The sequence below is a fragment of the Longimycelium tulufanense genome (genome assembly GCF_014645795.1).
In the GTDB taxonomy this organism is placed as follows: domain Bacteria; phylum Actinomycetota; class Actinomycetes; order Mycobacteriales; family Pseudonocardiaceae; genus Longimycelium; species Longimycelium tulufanense.
Window position 1 is genome coordinate 497,864 of sequence record NZ_BMMK01000002.1, and the last position, 22,524, is coordinate 520,387.

The window sequence follows — 22,524 nt, forward strand, 5'->3', positions numbered from 1 at the left end:
GTGGACCAGCGGGGCGAGGACGTGGTTCAGGGGAGCTTCCAGTCGACGGGGTCGGCGCCGAGCCGCTCCAGGAGCTGGTTGGTGCGGCTGAACGGGCGGGATCCGAAGAAGCCGCGGTCGGCCGACATCGGGCTGGGGTGCACCGACTCGACGCACGGAACCCCGTCCAGAAGCGGACGGAGGTTGCGGGCCTCGCGTCCCCACAGGATGGCCACCAGCGGCTTGTTCCGCGCGGCGAGCGCGCGGATGGCCTGCTCGGTGACCTCCTCCCAGCCCTTGCCGCGGTGCGAGTTGGGGCGACCGGGCGCGACGGTCAACGCCCTGTTGAGCAACAACACGCCGCGCTCCGCCCACGGGGTCAGGTCACCGGTGGACGGGGTCGGATACCCGAGGTCGCTGCTGTACTCCTGGAAGATGTTGATCAGGCTGCGCGGCAACGGATTCACGTTGGGCGCCACGGAGAAGCTCAACCCCACGGCGTGGCCCGGCGTCGGGTACGGGTCCTGCCCGACGATCAGTACGCGCACGTCGTCGAACGGCTGCTTGAACGCCCGCAGCACGTTCTCCCCGGCCGGCAGGTACCGGCGACCCGCCGCGATCTCGGCGCGCAGGAACTCGCCCATCGCGCTGATCCGCTCGGCCACCGGCTCCAGCGCGGTGGCCCAACCGGCCTCGATGATCTCCTGCAACGGACGTCCAGCCACGGAGAACGAGCTTATCGATCCGCTGCCTCGGGGGCACCGGCGGCCCACCACCAGGACGAAGCCGCGCCACCTGCGGCACCGAACACGCGCATCCCACCGGTTCGGGTCGCGGGGTCCGTCGGGTGCGATATCCCGGCAGCGGCTACCCAACCCAACAACCGGTGTGATCGCACGAGTCGGACGGTGCTTCGGTTCTGGAAAACGTCGTAACACCCGGGTGTTGCAGGCGTGCGATGTGCCAGCGCACCGGGCGACACGACTCAGTCGAGACGGCGTAGCTTCTGGCGGTAGACCTGGATGTTGTCCACGTACTTGTCCACGGCGAAGCGGAACGACCCTTCGGGTACCTCGAAGTTCTCCCGGATCCGGGCCGGCACGCCGAGCGCCATCGCGCGGGCGGGCACGTGGCCGTCGAAGGACACCACGGCACCCGCACCGACGATGGCGTTCCGCTCGACCACGGAACCGTTGAGGACGACGGAACCGGACGCGATCAGGCACCGGTCACCGATGGTGGCGCCCTCGATGTGCACGTTGTGCCCGATGACGCACTCCGCACCGATGATCGTGGGATGCACCTCGGTGCAGTGGATCACGGTTCCGTCCTGCACGCTGGTGCGCTCGCCGATCTCGATGCGGCCGTAGTCACCCCGGAGCACGGCCTGCGGCCATACCGAGGCGTGGGCGCTGATGTGCACGTCGCCGATCACGGTCGCATCGGGGTGGACGTAGGCGTCGGGGTCGATGCGCGGTTCGATGTCATCCAGTGCGTAGATCGCCACGATCGGCTCCTCTCCCCGACGGCAGTTCCCCAACAGTAGGTAGCGCGGCCGTTGCGACGAGCGGGTGGTGACGGCCGTTACATCAAACCTGTGCCCGGGCGTCGGGGGTAGCCGCGGGGAGCAGCTTGCTGAAGCAGCGGCTGCACGGATGTCCCCGGTAAACGCCGAACTGTGGGGCTTCGATGTAACCGCAGGACAGGTACAGCGCGATGGCCTCGGGCTGCTTGGTGCCGGTCTCCAGCACGACCCGGCGCCGGCCGGCCAGCGCGGCGGTGCGTTCCAGCTCCGCGAGCAGGGCCCGGGCCAGACCGTTGCCGCGGGCTTCCGGCACCACGTACATCCGCTTCAGCTCGGCGTCGCCGACGCGGAGGTGCTCCTCCTCGTTGTCGCGGGCCCGCCATCCCCCGCACGCCACGGGACCGTCGTCGAGGTAGCCGACCAGGAACAGGCCGCGGGGCGGGGTGAACTCGTCCGGCTCGATCGGGGTGACGTCCTCGTCGCCGTAGCGCTGGACGTACTCCTGCTGCACCGCGGCGCTCAGCGCCACGGCATCGGGGTGGTCGAAGGGAACGATGCGCAACTCCACGGACCGGACACTAGAAAAACTCTGATCGGGTAACAATCCCTTTTACTGCATAATCATTCATCTCCAGTGTTCCCAACCCTGCGGGCCCGCATAGGGCCGACCGTCCACGGTCACCCCTCGACCTCGCTTCACCGACCCGATCACGCGCCATTCGGCCGGCACGGCGTCGACGGCGGGGAACGTGGCCGCCAGTGCGTGGTCCTCGCCCCCGGTGAGCACCCAGTGCCGTGGGTCGGCGCCCAGCGCGCTGGCCACGTCCACCAGCTTCTGGTGCACCTCCAGCAACTCCGTGCGTACGTCGATGCCCACGGCGGACGCCTCGGCGACGTGCCCGAGATCGGCGAGCAGGCCGTCGGAGACGTCGATCATGGAGGTTGCCCCGGCGCGGGCGGCCGCGGGCCCGGCCGCATAGGGCGGTTCGGGCACACGCTGGGCACCGACGACCGCCACCGGCGACCGGAAACCGCGACCGAGCACCGCGAGCCCGGCCGCCGCCCAGCCGAGCCGGCCGGCGACCGCGAGCACGTCGCCGGGCCGCGCCCCGGACCGGGTCACCGGCGGCAGCCCCTGCAGGTCGCCGAGGGCGGTGATGGAGATCATGATCTGGCCGGCGGTGACCATGTCGCCGCCGACGATGCCGACCCCGCCCCGGTTCGCCTCGGCCCACATGCCGCGAGCCAGCTCGTCGGCCAGCCGGGTCGGGGTGTCGGCCGGCAGCGCCAGGCCGACCAGTACCGCCGTGGGCGTGGCACCCATGGCCGCCACGTCCGCCAGGTTGACCGCGACCGCCTTGCGTCCGACCTGGTCCGGGCTGGACCAGTCGAGCCGGAAGTGCACCCCCTCGACCAGCACGTCGGTGCTCGCGACCACCCGGGAATCCGGCGCCGCCACCACCGCGGCGTCGTCGCCCGGACCGAGCACGGTGGTCGGTGGCTGCGCGCGCCCCTCCGTCACCCGTTTGATGAGCCCGAACTCACCCACTCCGGCGACAGTGTCCGCGGGGGACGGTCCCTCCGCACCCAAGAAAGCCTCCGATCACGAGCATGTTGCTCACCTGCTGGGGTAGTTTGCTCGTCACTGTTCCCAACTGTTCCTACCCCGTGCAGAGCCGGAGAGACGAAGGGGCGCGCCGTGGTCCAGGCATACATCCTGATCCAGACCGAGGTGGGCAAGGCGGCTGCCGTCGCCGAGCGGATCGGCACGATCACGGGTGTGATCACCGCCGAGGACGTCACCGGGCCGTACGACGTGATCGTCCGGGCCGAGGCCGACACCGTGGACGACCTCGGCCAGCTGGTCGTGGCCCAGATCCAGGCGGTCGACGGGATCACGCGCACCCTGACCTGCCCGGTGGTCCACATCAAATAAGGGCATGTTGTAGTAGCCGGGTGAGCAACGAGCAGGAGCGGACGGAGCAGCCAGCCCAGCCGAGCGGTCCCGCGGGGCCACCCCGACCCCTCGTCGTGGCCGCGGCCGGTTTGGCCGTCCTGCTCGCGGCGGGGGTCGCGACCGTCGGGATCCTGCTCAACACCGGGGAGAGCACCACTGGCGACCCGGCCGCCACGACGCCGGCCAGCCCCCGGCCCAATGCCGACGGGCCGTTGCGGGTCGAGCCGGTGGCCGCGCCGCGGGCGGGATCCGAGCAGTGCCGAGCGTTGCTGGGCGCGCTGCCGGACGGGCTCACCGCACCGAACCGGAAGCTGCCCAGGCGCCAGCTCGCCGATCCCGCGCCGGAGGGCACGGCCGCGTGGGGTGGCGCCGACTACGCGCCGGTGGTGTTGCGGTGCGGGGTGGACAAGCCGCGGGAGCTGGTGCCGACCTCGCAGCTCACCGAGATCAACGGCGTGAAGTGGTTGAGCAACTACGACTACTCGAGCGTGACGTGGGTGGTCGTGGACCGGCCGGTGTACGTCTCGGTGTCGTTGCCCGAGGAGAGCGGTGTCGGCCCGATCCAGGACCTGTCGGACGTGATCCGGGGCGTCCTTCCGGCCCAGGACGTCGATCCCAACCGCTGAGTCCGCCGTCTTCGCACAGCCCCCGCCCTTTCCCGGGGGGCGAACCCCGTTCCAGCCTACCGGCGCGGGACGGATGATCAAGGTGCCGAGCCGCGGCTGTGGACAGCTCAGGCGGTTGTGGATAACTGGTGCCGCAAGCCTCGCGAGGGGCCATCGCGCGCGAAATCCCCTGCCTGCAAGAAAAGCCGTGGGCATGGCACGGCAGGTGCCCACCGTCACCGGCCAGGCGTCAGCGCAGGCCGGTTCCGCGGGCGAGCGCCGTCTCGATCAGCGTGGTGAGCAGCTTGCCGTAGTCGATCCCGGTCACCGACCACATCCGCGGGTACATCGAGATCGGCGTGAAGCCGGGCATCGTGTTGACCTCGTTGACGACCAGCTCGCCGCGCGCGGTGACGAAGAAGTCGACCCGCGCCAGGCCCTGGCATTCCAGCGCACGGAAGGCACGCACCGCCATGTCCCGCAACCGCTCGGTCACGTCGTCGTCGAGCTTGGCCGGGATGTCGAACTCGCAGACGTCGTCGAGGTACTTGGCGTCGAAGTCGTACCAGTCGAAGCCCTGCGCCGTGACGCGGATCTCGGCCGGCAGGGACGCCTCCACTCGGCCGTCGGGGAACTCCAGCACGCCGCACTCGACCTCACGGCCGACGATGGCGGCCTCCACCAACACCTTCGGGTCGGTGCGGCGGGCCTCGGCGATCGCGTCGTCGAGCCGCGCCCAGTCGGCGACCCGGGTGATGCCCAGCGAGGAACCGCCGCGGGCCGGCTTGACGAAGACCGGCAGCCCCAGGCGTTGCTTCTGCTCCTCGGTCAGCGTGGCCTGGTCGCGGCGCAGCACGACGGAGTCGCCCACCGGCAGGTTCTCGGCCGCCAGCAGCTTCTTGGCGTACTCCTTGTCCATCGCGGCCGCGCTGGACAGGACACCGGGCCCCACGTACGGGATGTCGGCCATCTCCAGCAGGCCCTGGATGGTCCCGTCCTCGCCCCACGGGCCGTGCAGGACCGGGAAGACCACGTCGACGCCGGAGAGCACCTCGCCCTCCCGGCCGGGCTCCAGCAACACCAGCCCGCGCCGGGTCGGGTTGCCGGACAGCACCAGCGAGGCCCGGTCGCCCGCCACCGACGGCAGCTCCCGGTCGCGGATCTCCAGCTCGGCCGGGTCGTCGGTGCCCAGCACCCACCCGCCTTCGCGGGTGATACCCACCGGGACCACCTCGAACCGCTCGCGGTCGAGGTGGGTCAGGACGCTGCGGGCGGAGACGCAGGAGACGCCGTGCTCGGTGCTGCGACCGCCGAATACGACGGCCACCCGGATCTTCCGCTCGGTCATGTGTTGTGACCCTACCTGTGTGTTGTCGGCGTCCGACGGCACCGCGCCCGGGACGGACCGGATGCGGCGCCCCCGGCCGGCTTCTACTGTGGCTTCTCCTGGGCGGCTCGCAACAGTTCGACGAGCACCGGGACGGCCTTCTCGAAGCGTGACCTGCCCGGCGCGGCGTAACCGACCGGAATCCCGTACCCCGCGGGGCGCCCGGCATAGTGACGGCTGAGCACGTCCAACCGCAAGCCTCGTCCCGCGCCCCGGGCGACGACTTCCCGTTCCGCAGCTGCGGAGGGCAACGGCACCAACACGTGCGCCCCCGCGTCGTCACCCATCACCTCGACACCGGCGGCACGCAACGCTGACACCAGAAGGGCCCGGCGCTCCGACAATTCCCGGCGCAGCTTGCGAAGGTGGCGGCCGAGATCACCGTGCCGGGCCAGGGCGACGAGCACCCGCTGCCCGGCGGTCGAGGGGCTGGCGCCGATCCGTGCCCGGTAGTCCAGGACCGCACGCACGATCCCCGGCGGCGCCACCATCCAACCCGCACCCAGCGTCGGCGTGAGGATCTTGCTCGTCGTTCCCAGGTGCACGACGACATCCGGCGCGAGCGCGGCGAGCAGGGGCAGCGGTGCGACGTCGTACCGCAGTTCGCCGTCGTAGTCGTCCTCGATGACCAACCAGCCCTCGGCACGCGCCCGGCGCACCAACTCGACCCGGCGCGCCGCCGGCAACCGGCTGCCTACCGGGTACTGGTGCGCCGGCGAACAGAACACGGCCCGTACCCCTTCGGGCACGCGATCAACGATGAGCCCGTCGGCATCGACGGGCACACCGACAACGCGGAGTCCCGCCGCCTGGAACGCACCGACCGCACGCTGGTACCCGGGCTCCTCCACGGCAACGACGTCACCACGTTCCAGGGCCGCCTGCGCGAACTCGGCGACGGCGCTGGTGGTGCCTCCCGTGGCCAGGATCGTGTCGGCCGCCTCGGGATCGCCGGGAACCATGAGTCCCCGGTGCCGCAACAGGTGCTCGGCAACGGTGGCGCGGTAGGCCGGCAGACCGGCCCGTTCCGGAAGGATCAGCGGCGGCTCGTCGGCGGCGGCCCGCCAGGCTCGTCGCCACGCGGCACGGTCCAGCCCGTCCGCCCATGCCGCGCCGGGCACGAGGTGGACGGTGTCGTCGGTCGCCGCGTCCCGCCGCGGCCGCCGCGGCGGCTGGCGCCGGGTGCCGGGCGGCGTCGTCGTGACATAGGTGCCGGAGCCGTGGCGGCCGGTGATCCAGCCCTCCGCGTGCAGCTGTTCGTAGGCGGCCGCGGTGACGGTCCGGCTCACGCCGAGATGCGTAGCGAGGATGCGGGTGGAGGGCAGCCGGTCGCCGGCGCGGAGCTGGCCGGCGACCGCCGCGGCCCGCAACGCCTCGGCCAGCTGGACGGACAGCGGCACGCTCGCGTCGCGGTCGAGCACGATGGGCAGCTCGGCCGGGAGTGCGGGGGAGGACGGCACCGGCACCGCAGTGGCCTTTCGCGTTCCGTTCACAGTGGCCCTTCAACCATGCCACTTTTCCGCCCAGGGTGGGTACGTGATCAACCAAAGCCTCTCCCCCACGTCACGCAGCACGGTACGGCGCGGCAAGGATCGCGCGGCCACCGACCGCTCGGCGCTCCACGACGTGCTGGACGCCGGGCTGATCTGCCACCTCGGGGTGATCGTCGACGGTACGCCGCGGGTCCTTCCGACCGGATACGGCCGCGACGGCGACGTGCTCTACCTCCACGGATCAACCGGGGCGCGAAGCCTGCGCACGGCTGCCGGTGGTGCGGAGGTGTGTGTGACCGTCACGGTGCTCGACGGCCTCGTCTACGCGCGCTCGGTCTTCCACCACAGCATGAACTACCGCTCCGCGGTGATTCACGGTCGGGCGGTGCCGGTGACGGACGCGGAAGAGAAGCTGCACGGGCTCCGGGTGATCATCGAAAATCTCGCCCCGGGTTCCTGGGACCACGCGCGCCGGCCCACGCGCAGGGAACTGGCCCAGACCGCGGTCCTCGCCCTCGAGCTGGGCGAAGCCGCGGTGAAGACGCGGTCCGGGCCTCCCGGCGACGACGAGGAGGACGTGGCGGCGAACGTCACGTGGGCGGGTGTGCTGCCGTTGCGCCAGGTGTTCAACCCTCCCGAACCGTGTCCTGCGTTGCCACCCGGCACCACGGCACCCGAGCACGTGCTCCGCAGGGTGGGATAAGGCCAATTCGGCTTCTCACGACCCTAGAGGCGCTCCTCGCTCGGGATACACCGGGGGACGCCGGATCGAGGGCGAACGCCCTTCTCCGGGCCCGGATCGCCGCCCTGGCACCTGGGGTGGTCAGGTGAGGCGGACCGGGCCAGCGGGCGTCATGCGGTAGGCGTTCATACCCAGCCGCCCGGGCCGGAACACGTGCACGCTCACCGCGGGATCCGGGCCCTCGTTCGAGACCTCGTGCACATAGCCGGGGCCGAACACGCGGGTCTGGCCGACGCCGATGGCGTGCACCAGCTCGGCGGCCGGGGCGTCGCCCGCGCGGCGGGCAACCGTTTCGGTCAGCACGCCGGAGACGACGGTGAAGGCGCCCGTGGAGCCGCTGTGGTCGTGCAGGTCGGTGCGTTGGCCGGGCAGCCACGACATCAACCAGACCTCGTGGTCCTCGGTGCTCTCCAGCTCGGCGACCCAGCGCTCGACCGGGTCGTAGCGCAGGAGGTGACGCCAGCGGCCGCGGTCGGCGGCGTACTCCAGGGCGATGCGGGCGGGATGGGCGAGAGCCCGCTGGGTGGGCTCGGCAACGGTGTTGGGCGGAACGGCGAACACGGCGGTCTCCGGGATGTCTCGGGAGCGCGCGAGCCGATCAGGGGCGCCAAGGGCGGCGTCAGCCCGCGAGCACTGGCTGGGATGGAGCCATCACCGGGCCGGACAGAGCGCGCTGGCAACGCGACGGAGGTCGACGTGACCCCGGCGAAGCTTCCTGGCGCGCGTCAACACGCGCTCGAGAGAACCAGGAGCCGCCGGACGGGTCAAGTCGAGTTCACCTGGTAAGACGCCCACGTGGCGGACGCCACTACTTCGGACGGCCCAGGCCCTCCAGTGCCTGGCAGATGTCGGTGACCAGGTCGTCGGGGTCCTCGCAGCCGGTGGACAGCCGGACGAACCCGGGCGGCACCGCATCACCCCATCGGGCACGCCGGTCGGCGGTGGTGTGGAGCCCCCCGAACGACGTGGCCGCGGCGACGAGCCGGCTACGGCTCAGGAAGTGCCGCACCGCTTCGGCGTCGGCCAGGGTGAACGCGAGCACCCCGCCGAAGCGCGTCATCTGTGCCGTGGCGGGTTCGCGCGCGGGGTCGTCCGGCAGTCCGGGCCAGCGCACGGCTCGCACGGCCGGATGGTGGCGGAGGACGGCGGCCACCGCGGCGGCGTTCTCCGCCTGGCGCGTGAGGCGCAGGTCCAGGGTTGCGAGGCCACGGTGGACCAGCCAGGTCTCGAACGGCCCGGGGATCGCGCCGCCGACGGTACGGGCGTGGCGCAACGCGTCGGCGAGGTCGGCGTCCCGCACGGTGAGGTGGCCGAGGAGCAGATCGCTGTGCCCGCTCAGGGCTTTGGTGTCGCTGGCGACGACCACGTCCGCGCCCAACAGCAGTGGTCGTTGGCCCAGTGGTGTCGCCGTGGTGTTGTCCACCGCGACGAGTGCCCCGGCAGCATGCGCACGCCGCGACAGCTCGCGGATGTCGCAGACGTCGAGCCCGGGATTCGACGGGGTCTCGAGCAGGACCAGCTGCGCCCGGTCGAAAACCGTGTCCGGCCACGGTCCCGCGGTTGGCACTTCCCGCACGTGCAACCAACCCAGCTCGGTGCGCACCAGGTCGCGCACCGCGTAGTAGCCGTCCGAGGGCAGCACGAGAGTGTCCTCAGGACGCAGCAGCGTGCGCAGAAGGGTGGCAATCGCCGCCATACCGGACGGAAACACCAGGCAGGTTCCGCCGTCCAGCTCGCCGATCGCGCGTTCCAACGCGCGCCAGCCGGGATTGCCGGTCCGGCCGTAGGTGTCCGGTTCGGTTCCCTCGTGCTCGGGGTCGAGGTGGAACGGCGCGGCGAACACCGGGCCCGGCAACAGCGGCGCACCCGGAACCGGGGCGGGCAGGCCCGCGTGGACGCAGCGGGTGCCGTCGCCCCAGTCCCGGTCGGTACTCACGCGAACTCGGCCTTCCGCGCGCGGCCCAGGAGCTCGCCGGGCATCAGCCGCGGGTCGAGACCCTCGTGGCACACCTGGTACACCGCGTTAGTGATGGGCATGTCGACCCCGTGCCGCCCGGCCAGGGCGCGGATCGAGGCGCAGGACTTGACGCCCTCGGCCACCTGGCCGTGCGCGTGTTCCTGTGCCTCGCGCAGGCTCTCCCCACGGCCGAGGCGCTCGCCGAACGTGCGGTTGCGCGACAGCGGTGAGGCGCAGGTGGCGACGAGGTCGCCGAGCCCGGCGAGTCCGGCGAACGTCAGCGGATCCGCGCCCAGCGCGACACCGAGTCGGGAAATCTCGGCCAGGCCACGGGTGATGAGCGTGGCCATGGTGTTGTTGCCGTAGCCCAGCCCGCTCGCCAAGCCGCAGGCGAGCGCGATGACGTTCTTACAGGTGCCGCCGATCTCGCAGCCGACCACGTCGGTGTTGGTGTAGGGCCGGAAGTAGTGCGTGGAGCACGCGTGCTGCAGGGCGACGGCGCGATCGTGGTCCGCGCAGGCGATGACGGTCGCGGTGGGCTGTTCCTCGGCGATCTCGCGCGCCAGGTTCGGCCCGGTCACCACGGCGACGCGTGCCTCGTCGACCTCGGCGACCTCCCGGATCACCTCGCTCATCCGCTCCAGCGAGCCCAGCTCCACCCCCTTGGCCAGGCTGACCAGGGTCGCCGTCGACGGGAGCAGGTCACGCCACCCGGCCAGGTTGGCGCGCAACGTCTGGCTGGGCACCGCGAGCACCACGGCGTCGGCGCCGGCGACCGCCTCGGCCGGGTCGGCGGTGGCGGTGATGTTCGCCGGGAGCGGGATGCCGGGCAGGTATTCGGCGTTGTGCCCCTCGTCGCGGATGGTCGCGGCGACCTCGGGCCGGCGCGCCCACAACACGACGTCGCGGCCGGCGTCGGCCAGCACCTTGGCGAAGGTGGTGCCCCAGGAGCCGGCGCCGAGGACCGCGACCCGGCCGATCGCGTCCGCCGTCACCGCGTCTCCCCGCGGCGCGCACGCTTTGCCGGCTGGTGGAACTCGCCCGGTGGCTGCTCGCCGCGGACCTCGCCGAGAAGGTCACGCACGCGCGTCATCAGCAGATCGGTCACCTCACGGAGCAGGGCACTGTCGATGTCCTTACCGCGGAACGCCGACAGGTCGATCGGTTCGCCGGCGCGGACGACGATGTCACGGCGCGGGCGTAGCCGGAGTTTCTTGTTGTAGTGGTCGTAGACCTGGTGTGTTCCCCAGTGCACCACGGGAATCACCGGAACGTCCCGCTCCAGGGCGATGCGCGCCACCCCGGTGCGGGCATGCATCGGCCACCACTCGGGATCCCGTGTGATGGTGCCCTCGGGGTAGATGACGACGACATGGCCGGCGTCCAGGCCCCGGTAGGCGGCGGCGAGGCTCTGCTGTGCCTCGGCGCTACCGCGGCGGACCGGGATCTGCTCTGCGGCCACCAGGATCCGCTTCAGCACCGGCACCTTCCACAGCGCGTCCTTGGCCAGGAAGCGCGGAATGCGACCTCGCTTGTGCACGAACACCGCGGTGTAGACGGGGTCGAGGTAGGAGACGTGGTTGCTGACCACCAACGCCGGGCCATTGGTCGGGATGTGCTCGAGACCGGCGTGCCGCCGCCGACCGAGCAGCCTGGTCGCCGGATGGAAGATCGCCGCGGCGAGCCCCACCCAGAAGCCGCCCTTCTCCTTAGCCACCCGTCCTCCTCGTGGGCTCGCAGTCGCTTACCGGAAGATCCGCGCTGATCGACCAGTGCGCCGATCGATCGGCGCACCGTGCGAGTCTTCCTCGCGCCACGGCGTGGAGTCCAGCCGGCCCCGGGCGGCGTCGCGCACATGGAGGAGGATGGGGGCGTGCGTGCCGAGGTGGACCTGCTGGTGCCGGTGAAGCGGCTGACCGCGGCGAAGTCGAGGCTGCGCGGCGTGGCCGGCGACCGCGGGGCACACGCCGCGCTCGCGCTGGCCATTGTGCTGGACACCCTCTCCGCCGCCCGCGGCGCCGAGGGCGTGCGCCGCCTGGTCGTGGTGACCGCCGACCCGACGGTGGCAGGGGCGGCGCGGGAGGTGGGCGCCGAGACACTGCCGGACCTGCCCGACACCGGCCTGAACCCAGCGCTGCGGCACGGCGCGGAGGTGCTGCGCGCGGCGGACCCGGACTCGGCAGTCGGGGCGTTGCAGTCCGATCTGCCCGCCCTGCGGCCGGCGGAGCTGACCGCGGCACTCCGGGCGGCGGTGGATCCTGGTCGGCCGGCCGGGCGGGCGTTCTGCCTGGACCGCCAGGGCGCCGGGACCACGTTGTTGGTGGCCGCGTCCGGGCGAGTGCTCGACCCCCGGTTCGGGCCGGGTTCGGCCGACGCACACCGCGCCTCGGGGGCGTCTACCTTGGACGGTTCGTGGCCCTCGCTGCGGTGCGATGTCGACACCCGGGCGGACCTGAGGTACGCGGCCGGGCTGGGGCTGGGGGCGCGCACCGCGACCCGGCTCGCGGCAGCCGGCTGAAGATCCCTTGCCCCGCAACGACCAACGCCGACAGCCGCACGCGAAGCATGCTGAGCAATACAATGAACGAGTCGGGAGCGAAGCGTGTTCGCCCTGCTACCGAACGCGAGTATCGCTTGCTCGATGGGACCGCGCGAGCCGGCGGGTCTTACGCTGCCACTTAGCATGGAGGCGTGAACGCACAGCGGGAACAAGCCACGATCCACACCGTCCATTCGGATGGCTCGGTGGTCCTGCTGTGTGACGACGGCCTGCTCGTCGACGCCCCTGCCACCGCCGTCGCCGCGGGTGGGTGGCGGGCACCGCGACCCGGGCAACGGGTGGCCGTCCACCGCACGGATGGCGTGGTCGACGCGGTGCTATTGCCAGTAACTGGCGCGTAACGTCGGGGTCGCAGGGCGGCGCCCGACGTGAAGGAGAATCCGACCGTGAGCAGCAACAGCGAGGACCGGGTCCCGGACCCCGACGACGGTCCGGATACCCGCACGCCCGCGCCGCGGTCCACCACCGGCAGGACCGCGACGGGCACCCGTCGGGCCGCGGCCCGGCGGCGTTCTCCGCAATCGTCGACGCCGCGCGGTGGCGCAGGCACCACCACCGCCGCGCGGACCCTGACCAACGGTCAGGACACGGACGGCAGCCTGCACGGCGTGCCCTCGGCACCACCGGCCCCCACCCGGCCCGCGCAGGTCACCGACCTGCCGGAGAACCGGTATTTCAACCGGGAGCTGTCCTGGCTCGATTTCAACGCCCGGGTTCTCGCGCTCGCCGAGGACACCTCGCAGCCGCTGCTGGAACGTGCCAAGTTCCTCGCGATCTTCGCGTCCAACCTGGACGAGTTCTACATGGTCCGCGTCGCCGGCCTGAAGCGCCGCGAGGAGGCCGGGCTGTCGGTGCGCAGCGCCGACGGTCTGTCCCCGCGCGAGCAGCTGGCCCGCATCTCCACGCGCACCCAGGACCTGGTGGAGCAGCACGCCAAGGTGTTCCTGGACCAGGTCCGGCCGGAGCTGGAGAAGCACGACGTGCGGATCGTCGGCTGGGACGATCTGGACGACCCGGACCGGCTGCGGATGTCGGACTACTTCACCGAGCACGTCTTCCCGGTGCTGACACCGCTCGCGGTCGACCCGGCGCACCCGTTCCCCTACATCTCCGGGCTGTCGTTGAACCTCGCGGTGACGGTGCGCGACCCGGAGGGCGGAACCGAGCGTTTCGCCCGGGTGAAGGTGCCCGACAACGTGCCGCGGCTGGTGCGCGTGGAAATCGACCGCAGCGCCGACCTCGCCACGTTCCTGCCCCTGGAAGAACTCATCGCGGCGCACCTCGACGAGCTGTTCCCGGGGATGGAGGTGGTGGAACACCACGTCTTCCGGGTGACCCGCAACGCGGACCTGGAGGTCGAGGAGGACCGCGACGAGGACCTGTTGCAGGCATTGGAACGGGAGCTGGCGCGGCGGCGGTTCGGCCCTCCGGTGCGGCTGGAGGTCGCCGACACCATGAGCGAGCACGTGCTGGAGCTGTTGCTGCGCGAGCTCGACGTCGACCCGCACGATGTCGTCGAGGTGCCCGGGCTGTTGGACCTGTCCTGCCTGTGGCAGCTGTACTCGCTGGACCTGCCGCAGCTCAAGGACGCCGTCTTCGTGCCGGCCACGCACTCCGCCTTCGGCGAGGGCGAGACACCCAAGAGCGTGTTCGCGATGCTGCGCGAGGGCGATGTGCTGGTGCACCACCCCTACGACGCGTTCCCCACCAGCGTGCAGCGGTTCATCGAGCAGGCCGCGGCCGACCCCAACGTGCTGGCCATCAAGCAGACCCTGTACCGGACCTCGGGCGACTCACCCATCGTGGACGCGCTCATCGACGCGGCCGAGGCGGGGAAGCAGGTGGTGGCCCTGGTCGAGCTGAAGGCGCGGTTCGACGAGCAGGCGAACATCAAGTGGGCACGCAAGCTGGAGAAGGCCGGCGTGCACGTGGTCTACGGCCTGGTCGGGCTCAAGACGCACTGCAAGGTGTCGCTGGTGGTGCGGCAGGAAGGCAAGACGATCCGTCGCTACTGCCACATCGGCACCGGCAACTACCACCCCAAGACCGCGCGCATCTACGAGGACCTCGGCCTGCTCACCGCGGAACCGTCCATCGGCGCGGACCTGACCGACCTGTTCAACGTCCTCACCGGCTACGCGCGACAGGGCACCTACCGGACGCTGCTCGTGGCACCGCACGGTGTGCGGCGCGGCATCGTCGCGCGGGTCGAGCGCGAACTCGACTACGCGGCCGCCGGTCAGCCCTGCGGCGTGCGGGTCAAGGCGAACGCGTTGGTGGACGAGCAGGTTATCGACGCGTTGTACCGGGCGTCGCAGGCCGGGGTGCCGGTTGACGTGGTGGTGCGCGGGATCTGCGCGTTGAAACCGGGCGTACCGGGCCTGAGCGAGAACATCCGGGTGCGCTCGATCCTGGGCCGGTTCCTCGAGCACTCCCGCATCTTCCACTTCCGCGGCGGCGACGAGTACTGGATCGGCAGCGCGGACATGATGCACCGCAACCTCGACCGGCGGGTCGAGGCGCTGGTGCGGGTGACCGACCCGAGGCTCACCACCGAACTGGACGCGGTGTTCGACTCCGCGATGGCGCCGGAGACCCGGTGCTGGGTACTGGATCCGAAGGGCGCCTGGATCGCCTCCCCGTCCGAGGACGGCGTGCAGGTGCGGGATCACCAGGCCGAGCTGGCGCGGCGGCACGGCGCGAAGGCGTGAGGGACATGGCGGTGACCGACCGGGCCAACAGGACGAAGGTGCGGGCGGCAGGCGCGGTGTTGTGGCGCGACGCCGGTGGCGACGGCACCGTCGTGCCGGACGGCGTCGAGGTGGCGGTGGTGCACCGACCCCGCTACGACGACTGGACGCTGCCGAAAGGGAAGCTCGACGACGGGGAGACCGTGGCGGCCGCCGCGGTCCGTGAGGTGGCCGAGGAGACGGGTTTTCGGGCCGTTCTGGGGCGGCGCCTGCCCACCCTCCACTACGACGTGTCCACCAGGGAAGGCGGGCGGGCCCGCAAGCGGGTGGACTTCTTCGCCGCCCACACGGTCGACGGCGAGTTCGTCCCCTCCGAGGAGGTGGACGAACTGCGCTGGCTACCGCCGGAAACGGCCGCCCAGCGGCTCACCTACGGACTCGAACGGGACCTGCTGGCCGCCTTCACCACGCTGCCCGTGCGCACCCGCACGGTGTTGCTGGTACGGCACGCCAAGGCGGGCAAGCGGGAGAGCTGGTCCGGGGACGACGACCTCCGCCCGCTCACCGCCGGGGGACGGCGGCAGGCCGAGGGGTTGCGCCGGCTGCTGCCGTTGTTCGGTGCGGACCAGGTCTACTCGGCACCCCGCGTGCGGTGCGTGCAGACCGTGCAGGCGCTGGCCGACGACCTCGGCGTGGGCATCCGGACGGAACCGTTGCTGTCCGAGGAGGGCTACTGGCCCGATCCGGAGGTGGGGCTGCGGCGCCTGCTGGAGATTGCCGCGACGCCGGGAACCCCGGTGGTGTCCAGCCAGGGCGGCGTCATCCCGGATATGGTGGCCCGGCTGGCCCAAGCCGACGGTGTCGACCTGTCCGAGCAGCCCGACGAGACCGGCACGCTGCCCAGCCGCAAGGGAAGCCTCTGGGTGCTGTCGTTCCGCGCACCGTCCGAACCGGCTCGGAACGGGGTGCCCGCGCCGCAGCTCGTCGCCGCCGACTACGTCGCCGACCCGCTCCCCTGAACGTCGCACACCACCTTCGGCCGGTCGAAGTCGACAGGCCGGGAAAGCTCACGCGCAACGCATACCGGCAACCGTCCTGGCGAAGGCGACACAACCGCTGGTGATTCTCCCCACGCTAAAGCCCGCCGCCACTTGGCGGAGCACGTATGGCAGGTCCGCGCGAACTACTTGACGCCGGTAGTAACGAGGCGCGAGGGAAAGCGACGGGATGCTAAAGGGGTTCGGCCCGAGCCGCACATCGGCACCCATCCAGATGCGTTTCCAGGCCCCGTTGGACAAGCCGTTCCGCAGGTCAGACGCGCGTCCCGGCGCGTGCACCCGGGCTGCCCACCGGGGGACGTCCGACCGGCCCGGCCCGGGCGGTGGTCACGGAAATGGACCGGGGCCCGGTCGGCTCTGCTGCCAACCGGGCCCCGGTCCGCCACGCCCGTGAGGGGGCGGGCACAGGGGCGTTGCCGCCCCGGGCGCCTCACTTCTTGCGCGTGGTGCGCCGCGTGGTTGCCTTGCGCGCGGTGGCGCGAGCGGTCGTCTTGCGCGCGGTCGCGGCCTTGGCGGTGGTGCGCTTGGCCGTGGTGGCGCGCTTGGGTGCCGCCTTCGCCGTCGTCTTGCGCGCGGTGGTGCGCTTGGCCGTGGTCGCGCGCTTCGGCGCGGCCTTGGCGGTGGTGCGCGCGGTGCGCTTGGCCGCCGGCTTCGCAGCGGTCGTCTTGCGCGTGGTCGTGGCCTTGGCGGTGGTGGTCTTCTTCGCGGCGGCCGCCACCCGGGGCAGCTTCCGCACACCGCCGATGACCTCCTTGAAGGTGGTACCCGCACGGAACGCGGGGACGTTGGTCCGCTTCACCTTCACCTGCTCGCCGGTGCGCGGGTTGCGGGCCACCCGAGCGGCACGCGCCCGCTTCTCGAAGACACCGAAGCCGGTGACGTTGACCTTCTCGCCCTTGTTGACAGTACGGACGATGATGTCCGTCATCCCGTCGACCGCCTCGGACGCGGTCTTCTTGTCGCCGCCGAGACGCTCGGCGAGCGCCTCAATGAGCTGGGCCTTGTTCACTTCCAGTCCCTCCCGAGGGAAACACACATACGGCCCCGTCGGGCCGACTGCCGCAACGGTAAGCCGTACCGCGACAGATTTCCACGCGCCACGCCCGAAAAGCCGTTGTGGCGGTGTTGGATCCGCTCCTCTGAGGGACATTCTGGCCGTTCCTGGCCGCTCGGGAGGGGGTCTGGCGGTGCTCGCGGGGTTGGTGGCCGGGTGTTGCGGACTGCCGCAATACGGCTGCTGCGCTGGTGAAATCGCGGCAGTCCGCCCGGTACGGCCACGTTTCGCCGCAGCACTACTGCACAGTGCTACCGGGCCCGCTACCGGGTCCCCGCCGGTTGTGTGCTGGGCAGCCAGGAGGGACGGCCCTTCTCGAACTCGTCGATGTCGGCGGCGCGGCGCAACGTGAGCGCGATGTCGTCGAGACCCTCCAGCAACCGCCAGCGGGTGTAGTCGTCGATGCTGAAGCCGGCGGTGAAGTCCTTCGCCCGGACCGTCTTCTCCCGCAGGTCGACGGTCACCTCGGTGCCCGGCTCGTTCTCCAGCACCTTCCAGAGCTGCTCCACATCGGACTGCTCGCACTGGGCGGCCAGCAGGCCCTGCTTGCCGGCGTTGCCCCGGAAGATGTCGGCGAACCGGGAGGAGACGACCACCCGGAAGCCGTAGTCGGCCAGCGCCCAGACGGCGTGCTCCCGGGAGGAGCCGGTGCCGAAGTCCGGCCCGGCCACCAGCACGCTGCCGGCCCGGTACGGCTCGAGGTTCAACACGAACTCCGGCTCGCTCCGCCAGGCGGCAAACAGCCCGTCGGCGAAGCCGGTGCGGCTGACCCGCTTGAGGTAGACGGCCGGGATGATCTGGTCGGTGTCCACGTTGGACCGGCGCAGCGGCACGCCGACCCCGGTGTGACTGGTGAAGGGTTCCATGGTGGGAGGGCCTTTCGCTGTCTGGTGGTGCTCCGGCGCTGGTCAGTCCAGGTCGGTGGGGTCGGACAGGGCGCCGCGCACGGCGGTGGCGGCGGCCACCAGCGGCGAGACGAGGTGGGTGCGGCCACCCTTGCCCTGCCGCCCCTCGAAGTTGCGGTTGGAGGTGGAGGCGCTGCGCTCGCCCGGCCCGAGCTGGTCGGGGTTCATCCCCAGGCACATCGAGCAGCCCGCGGCCCGCCATTCCGCACCGGCGGCCAGGAACACCTCGTGCAGGCCCTCGGCCTCGGCCTGTGCGCGCACCCGCATCGAGCCGGGCACCACCAGCATCCGTACTCCCTCGGCCACCTTCCGCCCCCGCAGCACCTCGGCCGCGGCACGCAGGTCCTCGATCCGGCCGTTGGTGCAGGAGCCGAGGAAGACGGTGTCCACAATGACCTCGCGCAGCGGCGTGCCAGGCCGTAGCCCCATGTAGGCCAGCGCCTTCTCCGCCGCGACCCGCTCGACCTCGTCGGCAATGGCTTCCGGGTCGGGCACCCGCTCGGACAGCGGCAGGCCCTGTCCCGGGTTGGTGCCCCAGGTCACGAACGGCGCCAGGGTGTTGGCGTCGAGACGCACCTCACGGTCGAAGGTGGCGTCGCCGTCGGTGTGCAGCGTCCGCCAGTACTCCACCGCGGCGTCCCACTCCGCCCCGGACGGCGCGTGCGGACGTCCCTTCAGGTAGGCGAAGGTGGTCTCGTCCGGGGCAATCATGCCGGCCCGGGCGCCCGCCTCGATGGACATGTTGCAGATGGTCATGCGGGCTTCCATGGACAGCGCCCGGATGGCGCTGCCGCGGTACTCCAACACGTGGCCCTGGCCACCACCGGTGCCGATCCGCGCGATGACGGCGAGGACGACGTCCTTGGCCGTGACGCCCGGCCGGAGCTCACCGTCCACAGTGATCGCCATGGTGCGGAACGGCCGCAGCGGCAGGGTCTGGGTCGCCAGCACGTGCTCGACCTCGGACGTGCCGATGCCAAAAGCCAACGCGCCGAACGCGCCGTGTGTGGAGGTGTGACTATCGCCGCACACCACGGTCGTTCCCGGCTGGGTCAGGCCGAGCTGCGGGCCGACCACGTGCACGATGCCCTGCTCCGCGTCGCCCATGGGGTGCAGCCGGACGCCGAACTCGGCGCAGTTGCGGCGCAGCGTCTCCACCTGCGTGCGCGACACCGGATCCGCGATCGGCAGGTCGATCCCCACGGTCGGGACGTTGTGGTCCTCGGTGGCGAGTGTCAGGTCCGGGCGGCGGACTCCACGGCCGGCCAACCGCAACCCGTCGAACGCCTGCGGGCTGGTCACCTCGTGCACGAGGTGGAGATCGATGTAGAGCAGGTCGGGCTCGTCGCCGCTACCGCGGCGTACCACGTGCGCGTCCCACACTTTCTCCGCGAGGGTGCGACCCATCGCTCCTCCTCGTCGAGGGTCGGATTTTTTGGTCAAGGGACCCGATCGAGCTAGACTTCCCACATGGCGGGAAGTTAGTATCGGTTCGTGGGACAGCATAGCGGCATCGGCGTGCTGGACAAGGCAGTGGCCGTCCTGCAGGCAGTAGCAAAAGATCCGTGTGGGCTGGCGGAGCTGTGCAACCGCACCGGCCTGCCCAGGGCGACCGCGCACCGACTGGCGGTGGGCCTGGAGGTGCACCGGTTGCTCCGCCGCGGGCCGGACGGTCGGTGGCGGCCGGGCGCGGCACTGGCCGAGCTGGCCGGCGGCGCCACCGACCCGCTGCTCGACGCGGCGGCCGCGGTGTTGCCACGGCTGCGCGACATCACCGGCGAGAGCGTGCAGCTCTACCGCCGGGACGGGATGCAGCGCATCTGCGTGGCCACCGCGGAGCCACCGAGTGGCCTGCGCGACACCGTGCCGGTGGGTGCCCGCCTGCCGATGACGGCGGGCTCGGGCGCGAAGGTGCTCGCCGCGTGGGCCGATCCGGCCACGCAACGCTCCGTCCTCGGCGAGGCGGTCTTCGGCGAGCGCACCTTGCTCGAGGTACGCCGCCGCGGTTGGGCACAGAGCGTGGCCGAGCGCGAATCGGGTGTGGCAAGCGTGTCCGCCCCGGTCCGCGACGGCTCCGGCGCCGTTGTCGCCGCGGTTTCGGTGTCTGGACCGATCGACCGCATGGGCCGCCGTCCCGGTGCCCGCTGGGCCGCCGACCTCCTCGCGGCCGCCGAGGCCCTACAAAGCCGGCTCTGAACCCGATTCCGCCCCCGACCGGCCAGGAAGCTCCACCCACTGGTCATCGGCGAAACAGCAACGCGCAGACACAACACCCCACCTGGGACAGGGATCCGCACGATCCCATGCCCACCCACGGCTCCCGAGGACCCTGTTCCCCTCGCGCACGGCCCCAGCACCGCGCCGAAGGACAACTCGTCGAGCCACCAACGCTGCCAGGCCGGCGATCAACGGCCCGCGAGCACCACAACCGAGCCTCGCGCACCCGCTCCACCCCGGCCGGCAAGCCACCCGCCGGCCTGGCAGCCCGCAATCTCCGCCCAAAAGTTGCCGATTACGCCCGGGGACCTTGTGTACTGATGGGTGCTCCATGCGTAGTGCCCGCCCAGGGCCCATGTCGACCTCGGGCCAGCTTCGGAAGTTGTCGATTCACGGCCACCGGTCCCGACACAAGGACCCGTTGTGGGACAGCCGTCCAGCACCGCGGCTTCGCTTGCGCCACCGCCAGGATCTGTCGGTACCCACGAAGCTGAGCCCCGCCTATTCACCACCCGCAGAACTGCGGACGGCCGTCCACCCAACCCTCTCCGCCGCATCCCGCACGCCGGCCGCCGCCAGGCACCATGCCCGTGGACGGAGGTAGCCAGCCCTACCAAGCAAAGCTTCCACCACGGGGAAGACGATCGGACTCAGCCCGAGACCACCCGGGAGCGAAGCAGTGCCGGGGCCTACAGAAGGACCCGGACACCGTGTCGCCCAGCTGAGCTCCAGCGCCAGAGCACACCGACGAACCGGCCCGGTGCCAACCGTCTGCCCCGGAAACGAGGTTCGCGAGTCGAAGCTCTACGAGTCTCCTCGACCGAACCTCTGCTACGCACAGTTCAACCAGCCAGTCGCCCCAAGATCGACCTTACGTGAGCCGAACTCCGCTCCCCCACCGCTACCGCGGACCGCACCGTCGAGGCCGCCCCGATCCTCAAGCCGCCCGAGCCTGGCCCAGACGGGAGGACAGGAGACCTTCTCTTCCGGCGATACGGCCTGCTGCCCCGCCTGCCGTGCGTGCGCCCAGAGCGGCCGATGCGCTGGGAAGCGGGTTGCCGCCAGCCGGAAAGGACCTCCACTGTGGCACGTGTCAGGCGGTGCGACGAGGTACCAACCAGCGCCAACAGGCCACGGCCACCCATCCCACCCATCGCCCGCAGGGCTTCAGCCGCAAGCACCGGCGACAGGGGGAGGGCCAGAACTCACCGGGCCCCGCGACAACTCCACGGCGGATGTCCCAGATGTTCCCCATCCGAGAGCACAACCAGTAGTCCCATCAGCGCAACTTGTCAGGCCTCTGCGCCCGCACGCGACACCCGTCCCCCAAGGCCCGGACCGAACAACGGACAGCCAGCCGAGAACGAACAAGGCCCGGTGCGCCGCCCCGCCCAGATCAAGCCCGGCGCTCAGCAACGGAAGGACCGGCACCCGCACCGGCTGTGATGACACGCTGCGCTCTGCCTCGAACCTCGAGCGTTGACCTCGACTCGCACGCACGCGAGCTATCCACCGCCAGCCGCTCCGCAGCCCGCCCTGCCAAGAACAAGTGGAACACCGTTTGACGCCCTGCGCCGCTTCTCCCAAGGAACAGGGCCGGTTGCTTCACCACCGAAGCCAGAACGCCCATGGTCCACACCGACGCCAAGAAGGAAACCACAGCAACATGACACCGGACCCGGAACCCGGTGCCTGCCGCGAGACGGCAGAGAAGCGGACGACTCACCTTCGCACCAGCCCCCCGGGAACCCGGCGGCTACCACCCAACTCCAGGGACCCCGGCGGGGGATTTTGACACCTGCTCCGGACCCCCGGGGTCGTCGTTGCTAGCAGCCCAGGAACCGGATGGATCGCGCCGTATCGAGTCCGGAACATCCGACTTGCACGCCAGAGAAGCAGACAGGTCCTCTTGGCACCGCCCCGGAGGTTAGGGGTTGCTACCAGACGCCAGGAACGGACCGAGCCGCTTCGCCGCCAAGCCCGCAGCATGCGTGTTGCCGCTGCCCCAGAGAAGCAGGAAGATCATCAGGAAGTTCCGGGTGATGGCAGGAACCGGACGAAGCATGCCGGTTGCGTCGGCACCGGCTCCGGAACTCGGTCGCCGCTGCACAAGGGAACGAGGGACTCAACCTCGGTGCGGGCCCGCACACCGCCGGTGCTGGTGGGTGGACGCGCTGGGTACCGAAGAAGCAGCGGACCCACCTCGCCACAAGGTCCGGACGAGGACTTGTGACTGCTGACGCAGCGTGGGGAGCCCGCACGAGCAGGAGCTGCCGGCCAAGCAACAGCGTCCCGCGCAACGCCCACACCGAGTACCGAAGATGGGATGACTAAGAGCGTGTCTCACTTGGTGAGTCTCTTGTAGCAGGTGAGGGCGGCGGCCAAGGTCAGAAAG

The 22,524-nt window shown here is 71.1% G+C and carries 21 protein-coding genes; 8 read left to right on the plus strand and 13 right to left on the minus strand.

The features are described 5' to 3' along the window. Nucleotides 1-26: 26 nt before the first annotated feature. The 4 genes from IEY55_RS04600 to IEY55_RS04615 form a co-directional block, all read right to left on the minus strand. Nucleotides 27-704: a uracil-DNA glycosylase gene (locus IEY55_RS04600; RefSeq protein WP_189054146.1), complete on the minus strand. Its 678-nt coding sequence runs from the start codon at nt 702-704 to the stop codon at nt 27-29. A 260-nt stretch (nt 705-964) separates the two neighbouring features. Then, entirely contained in the window at nt 965-1,486 is a 522-nt protein-coding gene (locus IEY55_RS04605; protein ID WP_189054148.1) for a gamma carbonic anhydrase family protein, read from the minus strand. Between the two features lie 82 nt (nt 1,487-1,568). Next, the gene (locus IEY55_RS04610) at nt 1,569-2,072 is read right to left on the minus strand and encodes a GNAT family N-acetyltransferase (RefSeq protein ID WP_189054150.1); all 504 of its coding nucleotides are present in this window, start codon (nt 2,070-2,072) and stop codon (nt 1,569-1,571) included. Nucleotides 2,073-2,129: 57 nt separating this feature from the next. Then, a complete protein-coding gene (locus tag IEY55_RS04615) occupies nt 2,130-3,095 on the minus strand; it encodes a thiamine-phosphate kinase (protein ID WP_189054152.1) in 966 nt (321 codons plus the stop codon). Between the two features lie 108 nt (nt 3,096-3,203). Here IEY55_RS04615 and IEY55_RS04620 point away from each other — a divergent pair, with 108 nt between their 5' ends. Both IEY55_RS04620 and IEY55_RS04625 read left to right on the plus strand, forming a co-directional pair. After that, nucleotides 3,204-3,440 (plus strand): Lrp/AsnC family transcriptional regulator, encoded by a 237-nt coding sequence (locus IEY55_RS04620; protein ID WP_189054154.1) that lies wholly within the window; start codon nt 3,204-3,206, stop codon nt 3,438-3,440. A gap of 20 nt (nt 3,441-3,460) precedes the next feature. Continuing rightward, a complete protein-coding gene (locus IEY55_RS04625) occupies nt 3,461-4,087 on the plus strand; it encodes a DUF3515 domain-containing protein (protein ID WP_229686010.1) in 627 nt (208 codons plus the stop codon). A 229-nt stretch (nt 4,088-4,316) separates the two neighbouring features. On the opposite strand, the gene IEY55_RS04630 is transcribed toward IEY55_RS04625, so the two are convergent. Together IEY55_RS04630 and pdxR are read right to left on the minus strand one after the other, a co-directional pair. Further along, complete coding sequence (locus tag IEY55_RS04630) at nt 4,317-5,414, minus strand: D-alanine--D-alanine ligase family protein (protein WP_189054156.1); 1,098 nt, start codon at nt 5,412-5,414, stop codon at nt 4,317-4,319. 83 nt (nt 5,415-5,497) lie between these two features. Beyond that, a complete protein-coding gene (gene pdxR / locus IEY55_RS04635; RefSeq protein WP_189054158.1) occupies nt 5,498-6,913 on the minus strand; it encodes a MocR-like pyridoxine biosynthesis transcription factor PdxR in 1,416 nt (471 codons plus the stop codon). 76 nt (nt 6,914-6,989) lie between these two features. Between pdxR and IEY55_RS04640 the strand changes: the two genes are divergently transcribed. Next, the gene (locus IEY55_RS04640) at nt 6,990-7,649 is read left to right on the plus strand and encodes a pyridoxamine 5'-phosphate oxidase family protein (RefSeq protein ID WP_229686012.1); all 660 of its coding nucleotides are present in this window, start codon (nt 6,990-6,992) and stop codon (nt 7,647-7,649) included. 120 nt (nt 7,650-7,769) lie between these two features. Here IEY55_RS04640 and IEY55_RS04645 read toward each other — a convergent pair whose 3' ends face one another. From IEY55_RS04645 to IEY55_RS04660, 4 genes are all read right to left on the minus strand, one after another. Further along, complete coding sequence (locus IEY55_RS04645; RefSeq protein ID WP_189054162.1) at nt 7,770-8,249, minus strand: cysteine dioxygenase; 480 nt, start codon at nt 8,247-8,249, stop codon at nt 7,770-7,772. 247 nt (nt 8,250-8,496) lie between these two features. Continuing rightward, entirely contained in the window at nt 8,497-9,624 is a 1,128-nt protein-coding gene (locus IEY55_RS04650; protein WP_189054163.1) for a cystathionine gamma-lyase, read from the minus strand. Then, complete coding sequence (locus IEY55_RS04655) at nt 9,621-10,640, minus strand: NAD(P)H-dependent glycerol-3-phosphate dehydrogenase (protein WP_229686014.1); 1,020 nt, start codon at nt 10,638-10,640, stop codon at nt 9,621-9,623. The genes IEY55_RS04650 and IEY55_RS04655 overlap by 4 nt, the downstream gene beginning before the upstream one ends. Continuing rightward, nucleotides 10,637-11,362 (minus strand): lysophospholipid acyltransferase family protein, encoded by a 726-nt coding sequence (locus tag IEY55_RS04660; protein WP_189054165.1) that lies wholly within the window; start codon nt 11,360-11,362, stop codon nt 10,637-10,639. The genes IEY55_RS04655 and IEY55_RS04660 overlap by 4 nt, the downstream gene beginning before the upstream one ends. A 156-nt stretch (nt 11,363-11,518) precedes the next feature. On the opposite strand from IEY55_RS04660, the gene cofC reads away from it, so the two are divergent. The 4 genes from cofC to IEY55_RS04680 all read left to right on the plus strand — a co-directional run bounded on the left by cofC (nt 11,519) and on the right by IEY55_RS04680 (nt 15,914). Next, nucleotides 11,519-12,163 (plus strand): 2-phospho-L-lactate guanylyltransferase, encoded by a 645-nt coding sequence (cofC, locus tag IEY55_RS04665; protein ID WP_229686015.1) that lies wholly within the window; start codon nt 11,519-11,521, stop codon nt 12,161-12,163. 173 nt (nt 12,164-12,336) lie between these two features. Continuing rightward, nucleotides 12,337-12,546 carry a hypothetical protein gene (locus IEY55_RS04670; RefSeq protein ID WP_229686017.1) on the plus strand — a complete coding sequence of 70 codons (210 nt, stop codon included), beginning with the start codon at nt 12,337-12,339 and terminating at the stop codon, nt 12,544-12,546. Nucleotides 12,547-12,591: 45 nt separating this feature from the next. Further along, a complete protein-coding gene (locus IEY55_RS04675) occupies nt 12,592-14,916 on the plus strand; it encodes an RNA degradosome polyphosphate kinase (protein ID WP_373289959.1) in 2,325 nt (774 codons plus the stop codon). Nucleotides 14,917-14,921: 5 nt separating this feature from the next. Beyond that, on the plus strand, nt 14,922-15,914 hold the full coding sequence (locus tag IEY55_RS04680; protein ID WP_189054169.1) for an NUDIX hydrolase: 993 nt from the start codon (nt 14,922-14,924) through the stop codon (nt 15,912-15,914). Between the two features lie 469 nt (nt 15,915-16,383). On the opposite strand, the gene IEY55_RS04685 is transcribed toward IEY55_RS04680, so the two are convergent. The 3 genes from IEY55_RS04685 to leuC all read right to left on the minus strand — a co-directional run bounded on the left by IEY55_RS04685 (nt 16,384) and on the right by leuC (nt 19,319). Next, complete coding sequence (locus IEY55_RS04685) at nt 16,384-16,962, minus strand: HU family DNA-binding protein (protein WP_229686018.1); 579 nt, start codon at nt 16,960-16,962, stop codon at nt 16,384-16,386. Between the two features lie 308 nt (nt 16,963-17,270). Further along, nucleotides 17,271-17,873: a 3-isopropylmalate dehydratase small subunit gene (leuD, locus tag IEY55_RS04690; protein WP_189054173.1), complete on the minus strand. Its 603-nt coding sequence runs from the start codon at nt 17,871-17,873 to the stop codon at nt 17,271-17,273. Between the two features lie 42 nt (nt 17,874-17,915). Continuing rightward, on the minus strand, nt 17,916-19,319 hold the full coding sequence (gene leuC / locus IEY55_RS04695; protein ID WP_189054175.1) for a 3-isopropylmalate dehydratase large subunit: 1,404 nt from the start codon (nt 19,317-19,319) through the stop codon (nt 17,916-17,918). Nucleotides 19,320-19,406: 87 nt separating this feature from the next. Between leuC and IEY55_RS04700 the strand changes: the two genes are divergently transcribed. After that, nucleotides 19,407-20,108, plus strand: coding sequence for an IclR family transcriptional regulator (locus IEY55_RS04700; RefSeq protein ID WP_189054177.1), 702 nt, complete (start codon nt 19,407-19,409; stop codon nt 20,106-20,108). Nucleotides 20,109-22,524: the final 2,416 nt, after the last annotated feature.